Origin of the sequence: Gallionella capsiferriformans ES-2 (assembly GCF_000145255.1) — a bacterium.
Taxonomy (GTDB): domain Bacteria; phylum Pseudomonadota; class Gammaproteobacteria; order Burkholderiales; family Gallionellaceae; genus Gallionella; species Gallionella capsiferriformans.
The window spans coordinates 2,541,936-2,560,812 of the sequence record NC_014394.1; the positions used below are offsets into that span (position 1 = coordinate 2,541,936).

The 18,877-nt window shown below is 52.9% G+C and carries 20 protein-coding genes; 19 read left to right on the forward strand and 1 reads right to left on the reverse strand.

Annotated elements, in window-relative coordinates; all coding sequences use genetic code 11:
- Positions 1-7 precede the first annotated feature (7 nt).
- On the reverse strand, positions 8-313 hold the full coding sequence (locus tag GALF_RS11730; RefSeq protein ID WP_013294282.1) for a cupredoxin domain-containing protein: 306 nt from the start codon (positions 311-313) through the stop codon (positions 8-10).
- 100 nt (positions 314-413) lie between these two features.
- On the opposite strand from GALF_RS11730, the gene fur reads away from it, so the two are divergent.
- The 19 genes from fur to GALF_RS11830 all read left to right on the forward strand — a co-directional run bounded on the left by fur (position 414) and on the right by GALF_RS11830 (position 18,840).
- Positions 414-845, forward strand: a complete 432-nt coding sequence (gene fur / locus GALF_RS11735) for a ferric iron uptake transcriptional regulator (protein ID WP_013294283.1) — start codon at positions 414-416, stop codon at positions 843-845.
- Positions 846-861: 16 nt separating this feature from the next.
- On the forward strand, positions 862-1,521 hold the full coding sequence (aat, locus tag GALF_RS11740) for a leucyl/phenylalanyl-tRNA--protein transferase (RefSeq protein ID WP_013294284.1): 660 nt from the start codon (positions 862-864) through the stop codon (positions 1,519-1,521).
- Entirely contained in the window at positions 1,518-2,267 is a 750-nt protein-coding gene (locus GALF_RS11745) for an arginyltransferase (RefSeq protein ID WP_013294285.1), read from the forward strand. Before aat ends, GALF_RS11745 begins: the two co-directional genes overlap by 4 nt.
- A complete protein-coding gene (locus tag GALF_RS11750; protein ID WP_013294286.1) occupies positions 2,264-3,151 on the forward strand; it encodes a hypothetical protein in 888 nt (295 codons plus the stop codon). The genes GALF_RS11745 and GALF_RS11750 overlap by 4 nt, the downstream gene beginning before the upstream one ends.
- Before the next feature lie 36 nt (positions 3,152-3,187).
- Positions 3,188-4,204, forward strand: a complete 1,017-nt coding sequence (locus tag GALF_RS11755; protein ID WP_013294287.1) for a quinone-dependent dihydroorotate dehydrogenase — start codon at positions 3,188-3,190, stop codon at positions 4,202-4,204.
- Positions 4,205-4,317: 113 nt separating this feature from the next.
- Complete coding sequence (rsxA, locus tag GALF_RS11760; RefSeq protein ID WP_013294288.1) at positions 4,318-4,893, forward strand: electron transport complex subunit RsxA; 576 nt, start codon at positions 4,318-4,320, stop codon at positions 4,891-4,893.
- The gene (gene rsxB / locus GALF_RS11765; RefSeq protein WP_013294289.1) at positions 4,893-5,441 is read left to right on the forward strand and encodes an electron transport complex subunit RsxB; all 549 of its coding nucleotides are present in this window, start codon (positions 4,893-4,895) and stop codon (positions 5,439-5,441) included. The genes rsxA and rsxB overlap by 1 nt, the downstream gene beginning before the upstream one ends.
- A gap of 3 nt (positions 5,442-5,444) precedes the next feature.
- On the forward strand, positions 5,445-7,112 hold the full coding sequence (gene rsxC / locus GALF_RS11770) for an electron transport complex subunit RsxC (protein ID WP_013294290.1): 1,668 nt from the start codon (positions 5,445-5,447) through the stop codon (positions 7,110-7,112).
- 7 nt (positions 7,113-7,119) lie between these two features.
- Positions 7,120-8,154, forward strand: a complete 1,035-nt coding sequence (gene rsxD / locus GALF_RS11775) for an electron transport complex subunit RsxD (protein WP_013294291.1) — start codon at positions 7,120-7,122, stop codon at positions 8,152-8,154.
- Entirely contained in the window at positions 8,151-8,801 is a 651-nt protein-coding gene (gene rsxG, locus GALF_RS11780; RefSeq protein ID WP_013294292.1) for an electron transport complex subunit RsxG, read from the forward strand. Before rsxD ends, rsxG begins: the two co-directional genes overlap by 4 nt.
- The gene (locus GALF_RS11785) at positions 8,798-9,484 is read left to right on the forward strand and encodes an electron transport complex subunit E (protein ID WP_013294293.1); all 687 of its coding nucleotides are present in this window, start codon (positions 8,798-8,800) and stop codon (positions 9,482-9,484) included. Before rsxG ends, GALF_RS11785 begins: the two co-directional genes overlap by 4 nt.
- Positions 9,481-10,116, forward strand: a complete 636-nt coding sequence (gene nth / locus GALF_RS11790; RefSeq protein ID WP_013294294.1) for an endonuclease III — start codon at positions 9,481-9,483, stop codon at positions 10,114-10,116. The genes GALF_RS11785 and nth overlap by 4 nt, the downstream gene beginning before the upstream one ends.
- 502 nt (positions 10,117-10,618) lie before the next feature.
- The gene (locus tag GALF_RS15125) at positions 10,619-13,744 is read left to right on the forward strand and encodes a PAS domain S-box protein (protein ID WP_083777140.1); all 3,126 of its coding nucleotides are present in this window, start codon (positions 10,619-10,621) and stop codon (positions 13,742-13,744) included.
- Positions 13,745-14,323: 579 nt separating this feature from the next.
- Positions 14,324-14,680, forward strand: a complete 357-nt coding sequence (locus GALF_RS11805; RefSeq protein WP_013294296.1) for a rhodanese-like domain-containing protein — start codon at positions 14,324-14,326, stop codon at positions 14,678-14,680.
- Positions 14,681-14,773: 93 nt separating this feature from the next.
- Positions 14,774-15,199 carry a DUF1841 family protein gene (locus GALF_RS11810; protein ID WP_013294297.1) on the forward strand — a complete coding sequence of 142 codons (426 nt, stop codon included), beginning with the start codon at positions 14,774-14,776 and terminating at the stop codon, positions 15,197-15,199.
- Positions 15,200-15,326: 127 nt separating this feature from the next.
- The gene (gene purM / locus GALF_RS11815) at positions 15,327-16,376 is read left to right on the forward strand and encodes a phosphoribosylformylglycinamidine cyclo-ligase (RefSeq protein ID WP_013294298.1); all 1,050 of its coding nucleotides are present in this window, start codon (positions 15,327-15,329) and stop codon (positions 16,374-16,376) included.
- 93 nt (positions 16,377-16,469) lie between these two features.
- Positions 16,470-17,108: a phosphoribosylglycinamide formyltransferase gene (gene purN, locus GALF_RS11820; RefSeq protein WP_013294299.1), complete on the forward strand. Its 639-nt coding sequence runs from the start codon at positions 16,470-16,472 to the stop codon at positions 17,106-17,108.
- Between the two features lie 2 nt (positions 17,109-17,110).
- The gene (locus GALF_RS11825; protein WP_013294300.1) at positions 17,111-17,803 is read left to right on the forward strand and encodes a DUF3108 domain-containing protein; all 693 of its coding nucleotides are present in this window, start codon (positions 17,111-17,113) and stop codon (positions 17,801-17,803) included.
- Positions 17,800-18,840, forward strand: a complete 1,041-nt coding sequence (locus tag GALF_RS11830; RefSeq protein WP_013294301.1) for a DUF3108 domain-containing protein — start codon at positions 17,800-17,802, stop codon at positions 18,838-18,840. Before GALF_RS11825 ends, GALF_RS11830 begins: the two co-directional genes overlap by 4 nt.
- The last annotated feature ends 37 nt before the right edge of the window (positions 18,841-18,877 follow it).

The window sequence follows — 18,877 nt, forward strand, 5'->3', positions numbered from 1 at the left end:
GATTCTCCTATCGTACGATGAGCACGCCGCGGGCTTCATGCAGTTCGCCGTCAAACGGATACCGGCCGGCATCCAGCGGACCTAAATAGAGCGTGATGCGACTGTTCGCTCCAATCACCTTTTCCCGGTTGAGCGCATGACTGTCGAATTCTTCAGGCGTCGCATCCTGATTGTCGATCACCAGCTTGAACTTAACGCCTGACGGGACAATTAATTCCGCAGGCTCAAAGCGGTGATCTTTGATCACCAGCGTGTAGTCAGCCGCAAGTGCTGCAAACGGAAACAGCAATGCGATGAGAAAAATCGTTTTCATAACCATCCTTTGTCGAATTTAGATGCAAATGATAATCGTTCTCATTTGCGATAACAAGCATTTTCAGGCATGATTATCGAAATTCTCAAAAGTCATCAAAATGCGCCAACCTGAACATCTGAAAAACGCCGGTCTCAAATCCACTTTGCCGCGACTCAAGGTACTCAGCCTGTTTGAATCAGGTCAGGCACGCCACATGAGCGCCGAAGAAGTCTATAAACATCTGCTCAGTACCGGCGACGATGTCGGACTTGCCACCATATACCGGGTGCTGACCCAGTTCGAACAGGCAGGCTTGCTGATTCGTCACAATTTTGAAGGAGGCAAATCCGTCTTCGAACTCAATCAAGGCACGCATCACGACCACATCGTCTGTTTGCAATGCGGCCATGTCGAAGAATTTTTTGACGCTGGCATCGAGGCACGTCAGGAAAAAGCCGCTGCCGAACGCGGCTTTTCGATCCGCGACCATACGCTGTCGATCTATGCCGATTGCACCAAAGCCGCCTGCCCGAATAAAACCCAAATCTGAAAATCACTAACGCCTCATGATCCCCTGGCTTGCTGAACATACGCCCTTCCCGCCGGTCGCCTCCGCACGGCAGGAACCTAACGGACTCTTGGCAGCGGGCGGCTCACTGACTCCGGAACGACTGCTAAGCGCCTACCGTCGCGGCATCTTCCCGTGGTTTAGTCCGGGTGAGCCGCTGTTATGGTGGAGCCCCGATCCGCGCATGGTTTTGATCCCCGGTGAATTTAAACTGTCCGGCTCCCTCGCAAAAGTCCTGCGCAGCAGTGCCTTTGAGCTGCGCATCGACAGCGCATTCGAACAGGTGATGAAGGAATGTGCCGCCCCCCGCGGCGATCAACCCGGCACCTGGATCAGCGATGAGATGATCGCCGCCTATGTCGAACTGCACCGATTAGGCCATGCGCACTCAATAGAAAGCTGGCAGAACGGCAAACTTGCCGGTGGCTTATATGGCGTTGCAATCGGTCGCATGTTCTACGGTGAATCGATGTTCAGCCGTGTCTCTAACGCGTCAAAAATCGCGCTGCACCATCTTTGCCAGCAACCCTATGACTTGATCGATTGCCAGATGCACACCCCGCACTTAGCCTCACTAGGCGCAAGACTGCTGCCGCGCGATCAGTTTATTGCGAGCGTGAGTGAGTTGACGCGTATCAATTCGACATTAGCGCCATGAGTACGCTTAACGACACGCCGATCTCGGCGCTGCATTTTTATCTGACAGCCCCCTATCCATGCAGCTACCTGCCGGATTTGCAGGCGCGCTCGCAGGTCGCCACGCCGGGATTTTTGATCAATTCGGCGCTGTACTCCCAACTCGTGCGCTACGGATTCCGGCGCAGCAGCAGCCACATCTATCGTCCCCGCTGCGACACCTGTAGCGCCTGCATTCAGATGCGCGTGCGTGCAGAAGATTTCTCGCCTAACCGGTCTCAGCGCCGCGCCTGGTCGCAACACAGCACGCTCAATGCGACCCTGCATGCACTGCAGGACAAGCCCGAATATTTTGAGTTGTATCAACGCTATCAGCTTGCCCGCCACCCTGACGGCGGAATGGACAATGACGATTTTGAGGCCTACCAGACATTTATATTGCAAAGCCATGTCGACACACTGCTGGTAGAATTCCGTCAGGACGGGATATTGCGCATGGTCAGCATAGTCGATCTACTCGATGACGGCCTCTCATCCGTGTACACCTTTTACGACCCTGATGTTCCCCGCGCCCGTTTCGGTATCTACAACGTCTTGTGGCAAATTGAATTGTGCCGCAAACTGAATTTGGATTTCGTTTACTTAGGCTACTGGATAGCGAACAGCCGAAAAATGTCGTATAAAACCCAATATCAACCGGCAGAAGGCTTGCAGGATGGTCACTGGTCAGAACTGCGCAACAAACAAACTGAAAGCTTGAAAATATGAAAACACGTCTGGGAATTTTCATCGTCGCGCTGCTGCTTTTACCGCTGGCGGGATTTTTTATAAGCGGCGGTGAGTGGCAACAACTGACCGTAGCCACAGGATCTGACGACGTCATTGCCGGCACCTTGCGCACCAGCATCATGCTGATGATTTACGTGTTTCTGCTCAATCTGATCGTCAAACGCATGACCGGCAACGCCCCGCTGGATACGCAGCGCCCCTACTTCATCGCCGTGGGGGCGGCCAGCGCGGTACTGTGCTGGCAACTGAGTTTCCTGAACCTCTTCGTCGCAAGCTGGGTCTCGCCGCAGGACAATCCGCTTATATTGCAGCTCATGATCTACACGCCGCTATTTGCGCTGCTGGCGCCGGCCATCCTGCTCACCCGCGCCCTGTTCGCTAGCTTCCCGGGCCTGCTCAAAGCGCTCAACTGCCGGATCACCTTTGCAGCACCGAACGCCGAGACGCTGGCACGCGTGCTGCTGGCAGCGTCCCTGATCGGACTGACAGCCGGTGCGGTATGGCCTGAAAAATTATATGGACTATTCTGGGTCGCGCCTTTATTGCTGCTAACCGCCATGCAATTATTCTGGCATGAGGGCACCATTTTCACCGGCCTCAAAACAGGCGACTGGGGGCGCCTCGTCTGCACGGCACTCGCCGGCATTATAGTTGGCAATCTCGCCGTGATCAGCTATCAGGCCAACGCCCTGCTTGACATCAACCTGCCCAATATCTGGGTCGCGCAAGCGGGCCTTGCGCTATTCGCGCTGACCTGTTTGCAGCTATCCGATGTACTGGCAGAAGCCTGGCGCGGGAAATCACGTCAGGCGTTGTATGCAGGCAAGAAAAAATTCCCGATTCCCGTGGTCGTCAAAAAATAATTACGCAAACTTCAACCCCGTTTTTGAAAGTTAATCATGTATTCACTGCTCCGCCCCGCGCTGTTCCGGCTCGACCCTGAAACGGCTCATCATCTGACGCTCAACGGCCTCAACACCCTGAACAAACTGGGATTGAGCAGCCTTGTAACCCCCGCCATCCCGGAAGATGCGCGCACCGTCATGGGGCTGACATTCCGTAATCCGGTAGGACTTGCCGCAGGCCTCGATAAAAACGGCGACTGCATTGACGGTCTGGCCGCAATCGGCTTTGGTGCGATCGAAATCGGCACCATCACCCCGCTGCCGCAACCGGGCAACCCGAAGCCGCGCCTGTTCCGCCTGCCTGCCGCACAGGGCATCATTAATCGCATGGGCTTTAACAACGATGGCGTCGATGCGCTGATCGCTAACGTGCAACGCGCAAATTACCGTGGCATTCTGGGCATCAACATCGGCAAGAATGCGGCAACACCGATCGAAAAGGCCGCAGACGACTATTTAATCTGTTTGCGTAAAGCCTATGCGCACGCAAGCTATATCACGGTCAACATCTCCTCGCCCAACACCAAAAATCTGCGCCAGTTGCAGGATGAAGCTGCCCTCAACGAACTGCTCTCGCTACTCAAAACCGAACAGCAAAAACTAGCCGACCTCCATAGCAAATATGTGCCCATCGCACTGAAAATCGCACCCGACATGGAGAGTGAACAGATCACACAGATTGCCGGCCTGCTGATGCAGCACCGCATAGACGGCGTGATCGCCACCAACACCACACTCTCCCGTGCAGGCGTGGAAAATCTGCCGCACGGCGATGAAACAGGCGGACTCTCGGGTGCGCCCGTGCGCGACAAATCGACTCGCGTGATTAGTCAACTCGCCAAAGATCTGCAAGGCGCACTCCCCATCATCGGGGTGGGCGGCATACTATCTGGCGATGATGCAGCGGAAAAAATCAAAGCCGGCGCATCCCTAGTACAGATCTACAGCGGCCTGATCTATAAAGGTCCTGCCTTGATCAGTGATTGCTGCCGTGCAATACGCGGCATTTAACATCGATCAATTCGTCCGCCTAATAACCTGATCTCATATGGTTATGCCAATAAAGCGGTTGAAGCCGACCCTAAATCGTCGGATAATCCGCGCCTGATTTAGAAAGCAAAATAATGACTGAATATCTGCTGATCTTGCTGGGCGCGGTGTTTGTAAACAACATCGTGATGGTCAAGATTCTCGGGCTATGCCCGTTCATGGGCGTCTCCAAGAAACTGGAGGCGGCCGTTGGCATGGGAGCAGCGACAACCTTCGTGCTGACTTTAGGTTCGGGCGCGAGCTACCTGATCAGCCATTATTTGCTGGGGCCGGATCTGGCCTACCTGACCACGCTGTCCTTCATCGTGGTGATCGCAGGCATCGTGCAGTTCACAGAAATGGCCGTCGAGAAAACCAGTCCGTCGCTGTATCAGACCCTGGGCATTTATCTGCCGCTGATCACCACCAACTGTGCGGTGCTGGGCATCCCGCTGCTCAATGTACAGGCCAAACACAACTTCATGGAATCCCTGCTGTTCGGCTTCGGCGGCTCGGTCGGTTTTACGCTGGTGATGGTGCTGTTCGCAGGATTGCGCGAACGCATGGAAGGCGCGGATGTACCGGGAATTTTCAAGGGATCCGCAATCGCGATGGTCACCGCAGGGCTCATGAGCCTGTCCTTTATGGGTTTTTCAGGATTGATTAAATAATGCTGGGCGCGTTACTGGTCATGGCGTCCATCGCCATCGTTCTGGGTGCGGTGTTAGGTTTTGCCGCGATTAAATTCCGCGTCGAAGGCAACCCGCTGGTCGACAAGATCGATGCCGTGCTGCCGCAAACCCAGTGCGGTCAGTGCGGCTATCCGGGATGCAAACCCTATGCGACTGCGATTGCCGAAGGCGCGGCCGACATCAACAAATGTCCGCCCGGCGGCGAAGAAGGCATCCATAAATTAGCCGACCTGCTCGGCATGGAATTCAAACCCTTCGGCGGCGAAACCCTCCCCAAACCCAAGGCAGTCGCGATCATCGACGAGTCGACCTGCATCGGCTGTACGCTGTGCATACAGGCGTGTCCCGTTGATGCGATCGTCGGTGCGGCCAAACAAATGCACACTATTATCGCCGCCGAATGCACCGGCTGCGAATTGTGCCTAGCCCCCTGCCCGGTCGATTGCATCAGCATGGAGCCGATTCCTGATAGCGTGTCAAACTGGAAGTGGAAATATCCCGTGTACGCACTGACCGTGTCGAAATAAATCATGAGAACACTCTATCAATTTCACGGCGGAATACATCCTCCCACCAACAAGACACAATCGAATGCCACGCCTATCGTTCAGGCGGCACTACCCTCGAAGCTAGTCATTCCGCTGCACCAGCATGTCGGCAACAGCGCACGGCCCGTCGTTGAAGCAGGGCAGCGCGTCCTCAAGGGACAAGTCATCGGCGCGGCCGAAGGCCACTTATCCAGCGCGGTGCACGCATCGACCTCAGGCACGATCGCCGCGATCGACCAGCAACTGGTCGCACACCCGTCAGGGATGCCGGATCTATGCATCACGCTGATCCCGGACGGGAAAAATGAATGGATTGCGTGCGAGCCCTGTGCAGACTGGACGGCGCTCTCGCACAGCGAATTGCGCCACAAATTGCGCGCGGCGGGCGTTGTAGGCTTAGGAGGCGCGGTATTTCCGAGCGACATGAAACTGTACTCGCACAAGCAAAAAATTAAGACGCTGGTGCTAAACGGGGCGGAGTGCGAACCTTACATCACCTGCGACGACATGCTGATGCGCGAACGCGCAGCCGACATCCTGCAAGGCGCCGAGATGATGCGTTCCCTGCTGTACGCGGAAGAGGTGCTGATCGGCATCGAAGACAACAAACCCGAAGCGATCGCCGCAATGCGGGCTGCCGTTGCAGCGGGCAATCATCAGAATATGGAAGTCATCGCTGTGCCGACCGTCTATCCCGGCGGCGGCGCAAAACAGCTGATCCGCGTGCTGACCGGCATCGAGGTCGCAGCCGGCGTGCGTTCGACCAACATGGGCGTGCAATGCTTCAACGTCGGCACCGCCTACAGCGCGTGGCGCGCAATCCGTTTTGGCGAGCCGCTGATTTCGCGCATCGTGACCGTCACCGGCAACGTCGCGCAGCCGAAAAATTATGAAGCCCTGATCGGCACGCCGATGGACGAGCTGGTCGCACAGGCTGCCCCGTTACCAGGCACCACAGACTACATCATGGGCGGCCCGATGATGGGCGTGCTGATGCCCTCCAAACAAGTCGGCGTCATCAAGGCGACCAACTGCATCATCGCCTCATCAGATGCGATCTTCCCGAAGGCGCTGCCCGCGCTGCCCTGCATCCGCTGCACGCGTTGCGCCGAGGTTTGCCCGTCAGAGTTGCAGCCGCAGGAACTGTACTGGTTCTCCAAAGCAAAGAATCTCGACAAGGCAGAAGACTATCATCTGTTCGATTGCATCGAATGCGGTGCTTGCAGCTATGTCTGTCCGAGCAATATTCCGCTGGTGCAGTATTACCGTTTTGCCAAGAGCGAAATCTGGGCGCGCGACGCGAATAAAAAATCCGCCGATGCCGCCCGCGAGCGTCATGAATTCCGTGAGAGCCGCATCGAACGCGAGAAACGCGAAAAAGCTGAAAAACTCGCCGCCAAGGAAAAAGCCGCACAAGAGGCCAAGGCTGCTGTTCAACCCGCGATCGCACCGATTAACCCCGATGCCGATCCGGAAAATACGCTGCAGCTGAAAATCCAAACGGCCATCGACCACGCAAAAGAACAGGCGGCGGCGATCAAACCGAAAAACACTGAACAACTCACGCCCGAGCAACAAGCTGCAATTGACGATATCGAGGCGCGCCGCGCAAGAATCCGTGAGCTTGCCAAAGACGCGACGCCCACCTAGGAAAATTATGTCCGGATTTTTTTCACCCTTCATCACCAAACCGGTCAGCGTATCCCGGATCATGCTCAACGTGCTGCTGGCCCTTGTGCCGGGCATCGCGCTGTACGTGTGGTTCTACGGCCCGGCGATTCTAATCTCGCTCACACTCGCCAGCGTCACCGCGCTCGGCGTTGAGGCGCTGATGCTGAAAATTCAGAATAAGCCGGTGGCCTTTTTCCTCAAAGACAACACCGCACTGCTCACCGCATGGCTACTCGCACTGTCGATCCCTCCGCTCGCCCCCTGGTGGCTGGTGGTGGTGGGTACGGCATTCGCCATCAGCATCTCCAAACATCTGTACGGAGGAATGGGCAACAATCCGTTCAATCCGGCAATGATAGGCTACGCCGTCCTGATCATCTCGTTCCCGGTACACATGACACACTGGCTGACCCCGAACGGCCTGGGTGAAATCGCCTTCAGTTTCACGGATCAACTGAACTATATCTTCCGCGAAGTGCTACCCAATGGCGTCAAGCTCGACGCCGTCACGATGGCCACGCCGCTCGACACACTGAAAACCCAGCTGCATCTGAACGGCAGTATCAGCGATATTCTCGACATGCCGATCTACGGTCATCTGGCCGGTATCGGGAGCGAATGGGTCGCGGTAGGATTTTTGCTGGGCGGCCTGTATTTACTGGCCCAACGCATCATCAGCTGGCATCTGCCGGCAGCCTATCTGGCCACCCTGTTCGTTATTGCCGCACTGTTTCATCTGCTTGATCCGGCCCACTATGTCCAACCCGGATTTCACTTGTTCTCCGGTGCGGCGATGCTGGGCGCATTTTTCATCCTGACCGATCCGGTCACCAGCCCCACCACCCCGCGCGGCAAACTCATTTTTGCGATGGGCGCGGCCTTGCTGACCTACCTGATCCGCACCTTCGGCGGTTTTCCGGACGGTATGGCGTTTGCCACCCTGTTGATGAACATCTGCGTGCCGCTAATCGACGCGTGGACGCAGCCCAAAGTATTCGGCAAAAAGGAGAAGCAGTCATGAGGCGCACCATCGCAAAAGCCTCGTTTCACACCGCACTCAATCTGGCCGTGTTTGCGCTGATCGGCACGGCGATACTCGCTTTCACTTTCGCGCAGACGCACGCGCGGATTGCGCAAAGCGAAGAGGCAGAAAAGCTCAAACTGATTTCGCAGATCGTGCCGAAAACTTTATTCGACAACGATATCATCAAAGATACGCTGAAAATCAAGACTGACCCCTTGCTGGGCAATGAAGAGAGCACCACCGCCTACCGTGCGCGCCTGGGTAGCGAACCCTCCGTCGTGGTGCTGGAAGCCATCGCACCGGACGGTTACAGCGGGAAAATCGGCCTGCTGATCGCAATTAAAAGCACAGGCGAACTCGCCGGCGTGCGCGTGCTGACACACAAGGAAACCCCGGGACTGGGCGATTACATCGAAATTGCCCGAAGCCCGTGGATCAAGGGATTCGACGGAAAATCGCCGGGCAATGAGGCCGACTGGAAAGTCAAAAAGGATGGCGGCCAGTTCGACTACATGGCCGGTGCCACCATCACACCGCGCGCCGTCGTGAAAGCCGTGCATAAAGCCTTGCAGTATTTCGCCGCCCATCACGACGCGCTGTTCGCCCCCCAAACGACATCCGCGACACAGGAGCTCAAGCCATGAACTACCAGGAATTCAAGGATATTGTATACAACGGTGTCTGGAAACAGAATACCGGCGTCGTGCAACTCTTAGGCTTGTGTCCGATACTTGCGGTCAGCTCATCGGTGGTCAACGGCGTAAGCCTGGGCTTAGCCACCTCGCTCGTGATGGCACTGTCCGGCGCTGCGATCGCACCCATACGCACCATCGTGCCCAATGAAGCACGCATTCCCGTCTTCATTTTGATCATCGCAGTCCTGGTCACCGTGATCCAGTATCTGATGAATGCCTATATGTATTCGCTGTACGTGGTACTCGGCATCTTCATCCCGCTTATCGTAACCAACTGCATCGTACTGGCGCGCATCGAAGCCTTTGCTGCCAAAAACCCGCCCCTGCAGTCCGCCATCGACGGTTTAGCGATGGGATTAGGGCTGACCGCCGTGCTGGCTGTCTTGGGCGGCGTGCGCGAAATTTTCGGTCACGGCACCCTGCTCTCCGGCATCGATATGGCGCTGGGCGAATCGGCCAAATCGCTGGTGATCACCGTAGTGCCGGATTACCACGGATTTTTGCTGGCCATCCTGCCGCCTGGCGCCTTCATCACGTTAGGGTTGCTGATCGCCACCAAGAACTGGCTGAACCTGCGCGCTGAAGCCCGTGCGCGCACTGAAGCGAGCATCGTTAAAACGCAGGCGGCATGAACGCAGATAAACGCCGGAAAATTTTTGAGCGCCTGCAAAAGGCCAATCCGCACCCGAAAACTGAACTCGAATACACGACGCCGTTCGAATTGCTGATCGCCGTAATGCTCTCGGCGCAGGCGACTGACATCAGCGTGAATGCGGCCACGCGACACCTGTATCCCGTCGCCAACACCCCCGAAGCCCTGCTGGATTTAGGTGAAGAAAAACTGACCGAATACATCCAGCGCATCGGGCTGTATAAAACCAAAGCCCGCCACGTCATACAGACCTGCCGGATGCTGGTCGAACTGCACAACAGCCAGGTGCCGCAGACCCGCGAGGCGCTCGAAGCCCTGCCGGGCGTAGGCCGCAAAACGGCCAACGTGATACTTAACACCGCGTTCGGACAAGCGGCGATGGCCGTAGATACGCATATCTTCCGCATCAGCAACCGCATCGGACTGGCGCCGGGCAAGAATGTACTGGAAGTGGAACATAAGCTGATGAAGGTGATTCCCAAGGAATTCATCCTAGACGCGCATCACTGGCTGATCCTGCACGGACGCTACATCTGCCGCGCCCGCACCCCGAAATGCGCCGAATGTCTCATCTACGATCTGTGCGAATATCCACAAAAATCAACGGTATAAATGTGGCTACAAGGTAAAGTATGCCATACAGCTAAAAAATCATAATGTAATAATACCTAACAAAATAAGATAGTTATAAAACAATCTCGACCGCAACAAATTAAAAAACAACTGATTTAGGCTACTTGTCGTTAAGTAGCGTTTTAAACATCATTGAACCCGCATTCTGGCGAAATACACCCAAAAATATCTTAATGCTGCTTTCAATTGCATTGCGGAAATTAGCAGCAGGACTAAACTACGGACTTGGTGATCAACAAAGTGCCATTATGTTGAGCTACACATAGGTGCCATTACCAGTCCGTCGATTTTTGAAATTAACTCCCCCGAAACCTGCAGTTCGCGATCTGCATGTTTCAATGGTAGAGAGTGGATAAGATGGCGACCTTCGGGTTGAAGGCCTTTCTTGATAGTACGGCGATTTGATTCAATGCCAATATGATCTGGATACTGAATGCCGCCGCTGACTGTATTGCCCCTCAATAATGAATGATGATGGGTAATGAACGTGCCTTACATGACTAATTCACTTCGTTTATTCAGCTTAGATAAATGTTTTGTAATGAAAGCTGATGATAATAAAACTGCCGAGCAAGCTATGCATACCACCGGAACAAATGTAAGAAAAGTTTTGACGTATTTCGTCATGTTTTTTCACCTGCTGTTTTTAGTAAACACAGTTGCTCATGCATCAAGTGAAACACAAGACATCACATCACAGACACCAACTCAAGTAACCCAGCTACATAAAGCCACGCTGATAGTAGGCAGCGAACAAGACTATCCACCTTTTGCCACTGGCATGACTGACGCTACTGCGGGAGGCTTTACAGTTGATCTATGGAAAGCAGTAGCAGATGAAGCACGATTGAACTATACCATCCGCGTTTTACCTTTTCATCAGCTGCTGCAAGAATTCAAGGATGGGAAAATTGATGTATTGATCAATCTAGCTCAATCCGAACAGAGACGTCACTTTGCTGATTTCACGGTACCCCATGTCATCATGCATGGTGCGATATTTGTTCGCAGGGGCAAAAACTCAATTCACACTGAAGATGACCTACATGGAAAGTCAATCATAGTTCTAAGAGCAGACCTAGGACATGATTACGCAGTAAGCAAAGGTTGGATGAACAACTTAGTCTTAGTTGATAGCCCAGTCGAAGGTTTTAAGTTGCTGGCATCAGGGAAGCATGACGCGATGCTGCTAGCTAAATTGACGGGGATTCAAACGTTAAATTCCCTTGGGCTCGATACTGTTCAACCACTTAAAATTAAAATTGGTTTCTCGCAGAAATTCTCTTTTGCCGTTGCTAAGGGGCAGTCCGATTTGTTAGGTAAAATTAACGAGGGTTTAGCACTTACAAAATCGAATCGAACCTATGATGCACTTTACGAAAAATGGTTTAGTGCCTATGAAGAAAGAGCAATCAGCAGGTCTGACATCCTACTGTATCTTACCCCCGTCTTTGCATTCTTTTTGCTCATGGCGATTTATGTCTATTACAGACGTAAGGTTGAACGAGAGATGGCAGGTGCTGCGCTAGCAGAAGCCAAAAAATTACTCGCAACGATCATTGATACAGCTCCAATACGCATTTTTTGGAAGGATAAACATTTAAAATACCTAGGATGTAATGCAATATTTTCGAAGGATGCGGGAGCAGAAAGTCCGAATGAAGTGATTGGAAAAGATGATTATCAGATGGTGTGGAGGGCTCAGGCAGCTGAATATCGACAAGATGACCTTGCAGTGATTGCATCTGGTCAAACAAAACTATTTTATGAAGAGCAGCAAACGACACCAGCGGGCGAGGTAATCTGGCTTCACACGTCGAAAGTCCCACTTAAAAACAGCAGTGGGGAAATCATCGGCATATTGGGTGTGTACGAGGATATAACCGAGAAAAAACATACCGAAGAACAGATGCAGTTTTTACTACTTGAGCAGAAAGCAATGCTTGAGAATGATCTGGTTGGCATTGTCAGAGTACAAGATCGTGTCATTACATGGGCTAACCCCTCCTTTGAACATATGCTGGGCTATGGTAAAGGAGAGTTAAATGGCAAGCCGACGCGTATCTGTTATATCAATGATAAAGCCTATCATGACTTGGGCGAGGCAGCTTACCCAGCGCTGAAGAGCGGCAAAGTCTACCGCACCCAGCTTGAGCATGCGTGCAAGGATGGTCGAGTGATATGGGTTGATATCAGTGGCACGACACTCAATGCAACCACGGGTGAGTCACTGTGGGCTTTTTTGGATATTACCGAGCGAAAGCAGGTAGAAACTGCATTGCAGAATTCAAATCAGCAGTTAAATTTGCTGCTGGATTCCATGGCTGAAGGAACGTATGGTGTTGATACAAATGAAAATTGTATTTTCGTAAATCATTCATTTCTGAAAATTCTTGGTTACCAGAGTCAGGATGAAGTTGTCGGAAAGAATATCCATGAATTAATCCATCACTCGCATGCTGACGGTACACCCTATCCTGCTTCTGAGTGCAGGATCTATGCTTCTAATCTGCGCAATGAAAATTTGCACTGCGATGATGAAGTGTTCTGGCATCGCCTCGGCGTGCCTATTCCAGTCGAATACTGGTCTCGTCCTATTATTAACGATGGTGTTCTGATAGGCTGTATCGTCACATTTATCGATATCAGCGAACGCAAAGAGGCCGAAGAAAAACTTCGTTACAGTGAGCAACGCTTCCATGATGTGAGTGATGCGGCGGGTGAGTATTTGTGGGAGTTGGATGCAAATATGATTTACACCTATGTTTCTACACGCGCTATTGATGTGAAAGGTTATACACCCGAAGAGCTTCTTGGGAAATCACCCATGGCGTTTATGCCAGAGGAAGATATTGAAAATGTCGGAAATATTATTAACCGTGCAATAACAAGCCGTGGCCCCTTCAAGCTGGAACATCGCGATATTACAAAATCCGGTGCGCTGGTATGGGAGGAAGTTAATGGTCTGCCCATCTATGATAAGAATGGCGAGGTGATTGGCTTACGTGGCACGGGATTGAATATTTCCGAGCGTAAAGAGATGGAGGAACGGGTTCATCAACTTGCTTTCTATGATCCTCTCACCAGCCTGCCTAACCGTCGATTACTTAATGACAGGCTGAGCCAGGCTATGTCTGCCGGTGAGCGAAGCGGGCTGTATGGCGCATTGATGTTCCTGGACCTGGATAATTTCAAACCGCTCAATGATACGCATGGGCATGGGGTTGGAGATCTATTATTGATTGAGGCCGCTAGCCGATTAAAAAAATGTGTGCGCGGCATGGATACTGTGGCACGTTTCGGTGGGGATGAATTTGTTGTCATGCTCAGTGAACTAGATGCAGGCAAATCGGATGCGACTGTACAGGCTAGATTGGTCGCGGAAAAGATTCTCGCCGCTTTATCTGAACCCTACGTATTGAAAATCAGCACAAGTGACGAGTTTTCTAGTGTTGAACATCACTGCACGGCGAGTATCGGCGTTACAGTTTTCCTCAATCATGTGACCCGCCAAGATGACATTCTTAAACAGGCAGACGATGCGATGTATGTTGCAAAAGGTGCTGGGCGAAATTCGATCCGGTTTCATGAAGAATTTAAGAGTTAGCAAAAATTAGGGTGCCAAAAAATCCGGTGGCATCAATATTCAATGTGCGTTGATAATTAGGTTTTCGCATCACTTAGCATTGGTTATGATGCTCTGAAACTGACGTTCGTCAAAGACTCCTTAGTCTCGGGAAAGGAATGTCGTGCCTCATTGGGATAAACGTCAACTCTGCTTATGAAAGCAGACTGTCGGTAGGCTGAAAAGCAGGTTGATAGCCATCAGAAGTGTGCGGTATTTTAAACGAAACAACGATCAGTTTTGGGCAGCTAAATTTGAACCTTAATTTACAGATTTACGGTCGTTCAGTCATGAAGAACCTGTAAGCATTGTAGTACGGGACTTCGAAATCACGACTTCCGTACGCAACATTAACTTAAAAAACATTTAACATCATAATGTTATATTAAACATCAGACCGCATCAGGACGAATAAGTAAATTATCCAGAACACGACTGACAATACGAATGCGGATTCAGATCGCTGGCATTGTCACGTAAGCAGTCGTAAAATGACGAGTTGATTGCAACATGATCAGTCCGCCTCGATACCCTCATCAATTTAACCTAACAGGGAACGATATGAATTTTTCCGGATTTCTTGAACAATATTGGCCATTTCTGGCATTGGGTCTTTGGTTTGCGTACAAGTCGTGGAATTCAAAGCGGGTCATCGCCATGCTGCCAGAGCTTAAAAAGAACGGTGCAATCTTTGTCGACGTGAGATCGGCTGGCGAATTCGCGCACGGGAATGCCCCCGGAACAATTAATATCCCGCTTCAGGAATTGGGCAACAGACTCCATGAGATACCCAAGTTTTCGCCGGTTGTTCTGTGCTGTGCAAGCGGCACACGAAGCGGCATGGCAAAAATGTTGCTGAAAAAAAATGGCTACCGGAATGTTCATAACATCGGCACATGGAGCAAGTTTCTGGGCTAATCACGGCGCGCTCAATAAACGCCTGCCGAAAGTCCACGCGCGTCAGTTCGGCGTCGTTGAGCAAATGCAGGCAAACCCTATCAGGACTAACACATGTTTTTCAATCCCTCTCGCGACGAAGCGCGCCTGTTCATCATCGAATCGTGGCGCAAACGCCGCGCCAAAGAACTGCTCACGCCGCTCGAAGATTTAGTCGCACAACTGATCGAAAAGCATCCTGAATACTTTGCGATATTCGAAGATCCGGAACGCTATCTGGCACGCGATTATTCACCCGAGCAAGGCGAGGCCAATCCCTTTTTACACCTGATGATGCATCTGACGATAGAGGAGCAAATCTCCATCGATCAGCCGCCGGGCATACGCGCACACTTCGTGCGTCTGACCCATAAGCACGAATCGGAACACGATGCACAGCACCTCATGATGGAAGCCTTGAGCGAAATGATCTGGCAGGCGCAACGCCACAAAACCCAGCCGGATGCCTCAGTCTATCTGGCGTGTTTGTCGGAACACTGAGTTCGCCATCGAAAGACGCTGAAATACGCGTGTCAATTGAGTATAATTCGCCTTTGCAGCGAGCTACGCCCCACTGAGAACCCAATAACAGAATGCCTTGGGCATTTTGAAGAAAGCGAGATCCAACTTGAACCAGCCAAACAATACTGCCGGACTTTCCTACCGCGATGCCGGTGTCGATATCGATGCGGGCGATCAGCTGGTCGAAAACATCAAGCCTTATGCCAAACGCACCATGCGCCCCGAAGTGCTCTCAGGTATTGGCGGTTTCGGGGGCTTAGTTGAAATCTCCAAAAAATACAAAGAACCCGTGCTGGTGTCCGGCACCGATGGCGTGGGTACCAAGCTCAAGCTCGCCTTTGAACTCAACATCCATGACACCGTCGGGATCGATCTGGTCGGCATGAGCGTCAACGATATTCTGGTGCAAGGCGCTGAACCCTTGTTTTTCCTGGATTATTTCGCCTGCGGCAAACTCGATGTACCCGCTGCCACCGAAGTGATCAAGGGGATCGCCAACGGCTGCGAGCAGGCAGGTTGCGCACTGATCGGCGGCGAAACCGCTGAAATGCCCGGCATGTACCCGGTCGGCGAATACGATCTGGCAGGCTTTGCTGTAGGGGTCGTCGAAAAATCCCGCATCATCACGGGCAGCGACATTAAGCCGGGCGACGTGGTACTGGGCATGGCCTCTAACGGCGCGCATTCCAACGGCTATTCACTGGTGCGCAAGATTATCGAGCGCAGTAACCCTGACCTGACTGCCAGATTCGACGGCGAACGCACGCTGACGGACGTCATCATGGCGCCCACACGCATCTATGTAAAACCGCTGCTCGCGCTGATGCAGAGCATGACCATCAAAGGCATGGCGCACATCACCGGCGGCGGCATCACCGAAAACGTGCCGCGCGTGTTGCCCGAGAATGTCGTGGCCGACATCGACAGCAAATCGTGGCAGATGCCCAAACTGTTCCACTGGTTGTGCGAGCAAGGCAATGTCGCGGAACAGGAAATGTACCGGACCTTCAACTGCGGCATCGGCATGGTCGTGATCGTCGCAGCAGAAGATGCCGATGCGGCCATCAGCCAGTTGCAAGCTGCGGGCGAAACCGTCTATCGCATCGGCGCCATCCGCGCCCGTAGCGGTGAAGAGCATCAGACGCAGGTGAAATAGGTAAGTGGATAGTAGTCAGTAGATAGCGGGGGAAACGCCCCGCTTGCTGCTGTAGCCTAGCTTTCCCACTCACCACTTTCCGCATTCATACCCATGAAAAAAATCGTCATTCTCATCTCCGGTCGGGGCAGCAATATGCAGGCGCTGCTTGCCGCCAAACCCGGCTGCACGATCGCGGCCGTGATCAGCAACCGTGCGGATGCAGGAGGACTGGCGTTTGCACAGTCACACGGTATTGCAACGGCGGTCGTCGCACATCGCGACCACCCCGATCGCGAGAGTTTCGATGCAGAATTAGCCCGTGTCATTGACGGTTTTGCACCGGATTTCGTGATATTGGCAGGCTTTATGCGCATCCTGACAGCGGGCTTCGTGAACCACTATCAAGGTCGGTTAATCAACATTCATCCGTCCTTGCTGCCCGCCTATACCGGATTGCACACCCATGCGCGCGCCTTAGCCGATGGCGTGAAAATACACGGTTGCACGGTACACTTCGTGACCGCAGATCTCGATCACGGCCCGATCATCATTCAGGCGGCCGTCCCGGTACTGGAAAACGATACCGAAGACACGCTGGCAGCACGCATCCTCAATGAGGAACACCGCATTTTCCCGCAGGCGATACGCTGGCTATGCACCGATCAAATCGAACTTAATTCCGCAGGCAGAGTCATAAACCGCGCCAACACTTCTGTTAACGCAGCCTTGATATCGCCCGCACTGGAATAAGCATGAAATTATTGACGATTTTTTTTGCAGGACTGCTGCTATGCGCGCCCGTTTACGCAGCCCCTCCGACTGGCGTGCAGGCGAGCTACGAGGTATTCAGTGGCGGCATGAAAATCGGCCAGATGAATGAGCTCTACAGCAGAAACGGCGATCGCTACACGCTGACCAGCACCACGACACCTGTTGGACTGCTGGCGATGTTCAAACCGGAAAAAATCTACTTTACCAGCAGCGGTCAGGTCACCAGACAGGGCCTCAGACCTTTAAGCTTCGAGGATAAGCGCGAGGGAAATCCCGCCAGGAGCAGTCAGGCCGAATTCGACTGGAACGCACAGCAACTGACCTTGATCCACCAAAATCAGCGCACACCGCTTGCCTTACCGGAAGGCACGCAAGACAGGCTGAGCGCGATGTATCAGTTCATGTTCCTGAAAATCGAAAGCACACTGGACTTTGCGATGACCAACGGCAATAAACTGAGCAATTATCACTATGTCGCGGGGGCTCAGCAAAAGGTAGATACGCCGGCAGGACAGTTTGACAGCCTCTATCTGGACAGCCAACCCAAAGAGGGCGAGAGCCGCACCGAAATCTGGCTGGAGACGAAAAACCACCTGCCGTGCAAGATGGTCATCACCGATGCCAGTGGCGATCAATTAATCCAGATACTAAGCGGACTAAAAGTCCAGCCGTGAACACCCTGCGGCAAAAGCTCATTCTGCCTGCGCTGAGGGGGTTAAAACGGCCGGCTGCCCCCATCACCCTGGCCATCGGCCTCTCGCTGCTGATTCATGCCGTATTGCTGTTTGGCCCCAATCTAATACAGCTCGCGCCTCGCGAAGTTGAGCTCCCGCCGCTGCAGGCCAAACTGGAACCCTTACCAGCGATAAAAAAAGTTGCTGTGCCTAAAAAACGTGTGCAGGCCAAACCTAAACCTGTCGCACCACCTGCCCCCCCTGCACTGCCTGAAAAAATCGTCGAGCCTGTCACCGAAGAAGACCCGACACCACCTGTCGAGGAAGCTATTGCAGCCCCCATCGAGGAAGCAATCGCAGCCCCCGTCGAAGAGGCAAAACCGGCCCACCCGCTACCCCGGCACGCACAACTGACCTTCATCGCCTATAAAGGCGAAAGTTTTGCCGTGGGAGAGGCGCGCTACCGGCTTGATATTGACGACGAAAAACACTTCACGCTGCAAGTCGGCATGAACACGACCGGCATCGCAAGCCTGTTCAAAACCTTTGAACTCAATCAAAAAAGCAGCGGCAACGTCAGCGCACAAGGATTGCAACCAATTGAGTTTATTGAAAATAAACTGATATCGAGCGGCAAGCAGACACTGAGTGCCAGCTTCGACTGGCAGAAGCAGACGCTTAATTTTTCCAGCGGCAACAGCATCCCGCTGCCAGAACGTGCGCAAGATATTCTGAGTTTTCTGTTCCAGTTCTCGCAAATGGCGCTTGATGAAAGCGTGCTGGATGTACACGTAAGCAACGGACGAAAACTCGAGAGCTACCAGCTGGAGGTGGGCAGTGAGGAGGAAATCCAAACGCGTCTTGGCAAGCTGCGCGTGCTGCCATTGCATAAAATTCATGCCCCCGGCGAGGAAGGAATGGATATCTGGCTGGGGCTGGAATATCGCCTGCTGCCCGTCCAGATCCGTCAGTTCGACAAAAATGGCGACATCATTGCGCAGATGATGATCTCTGACATTCGCGTATCCGAAGAATAGGAACGAGGATGGATACCCGTTCCTCTGTTAAACTCCA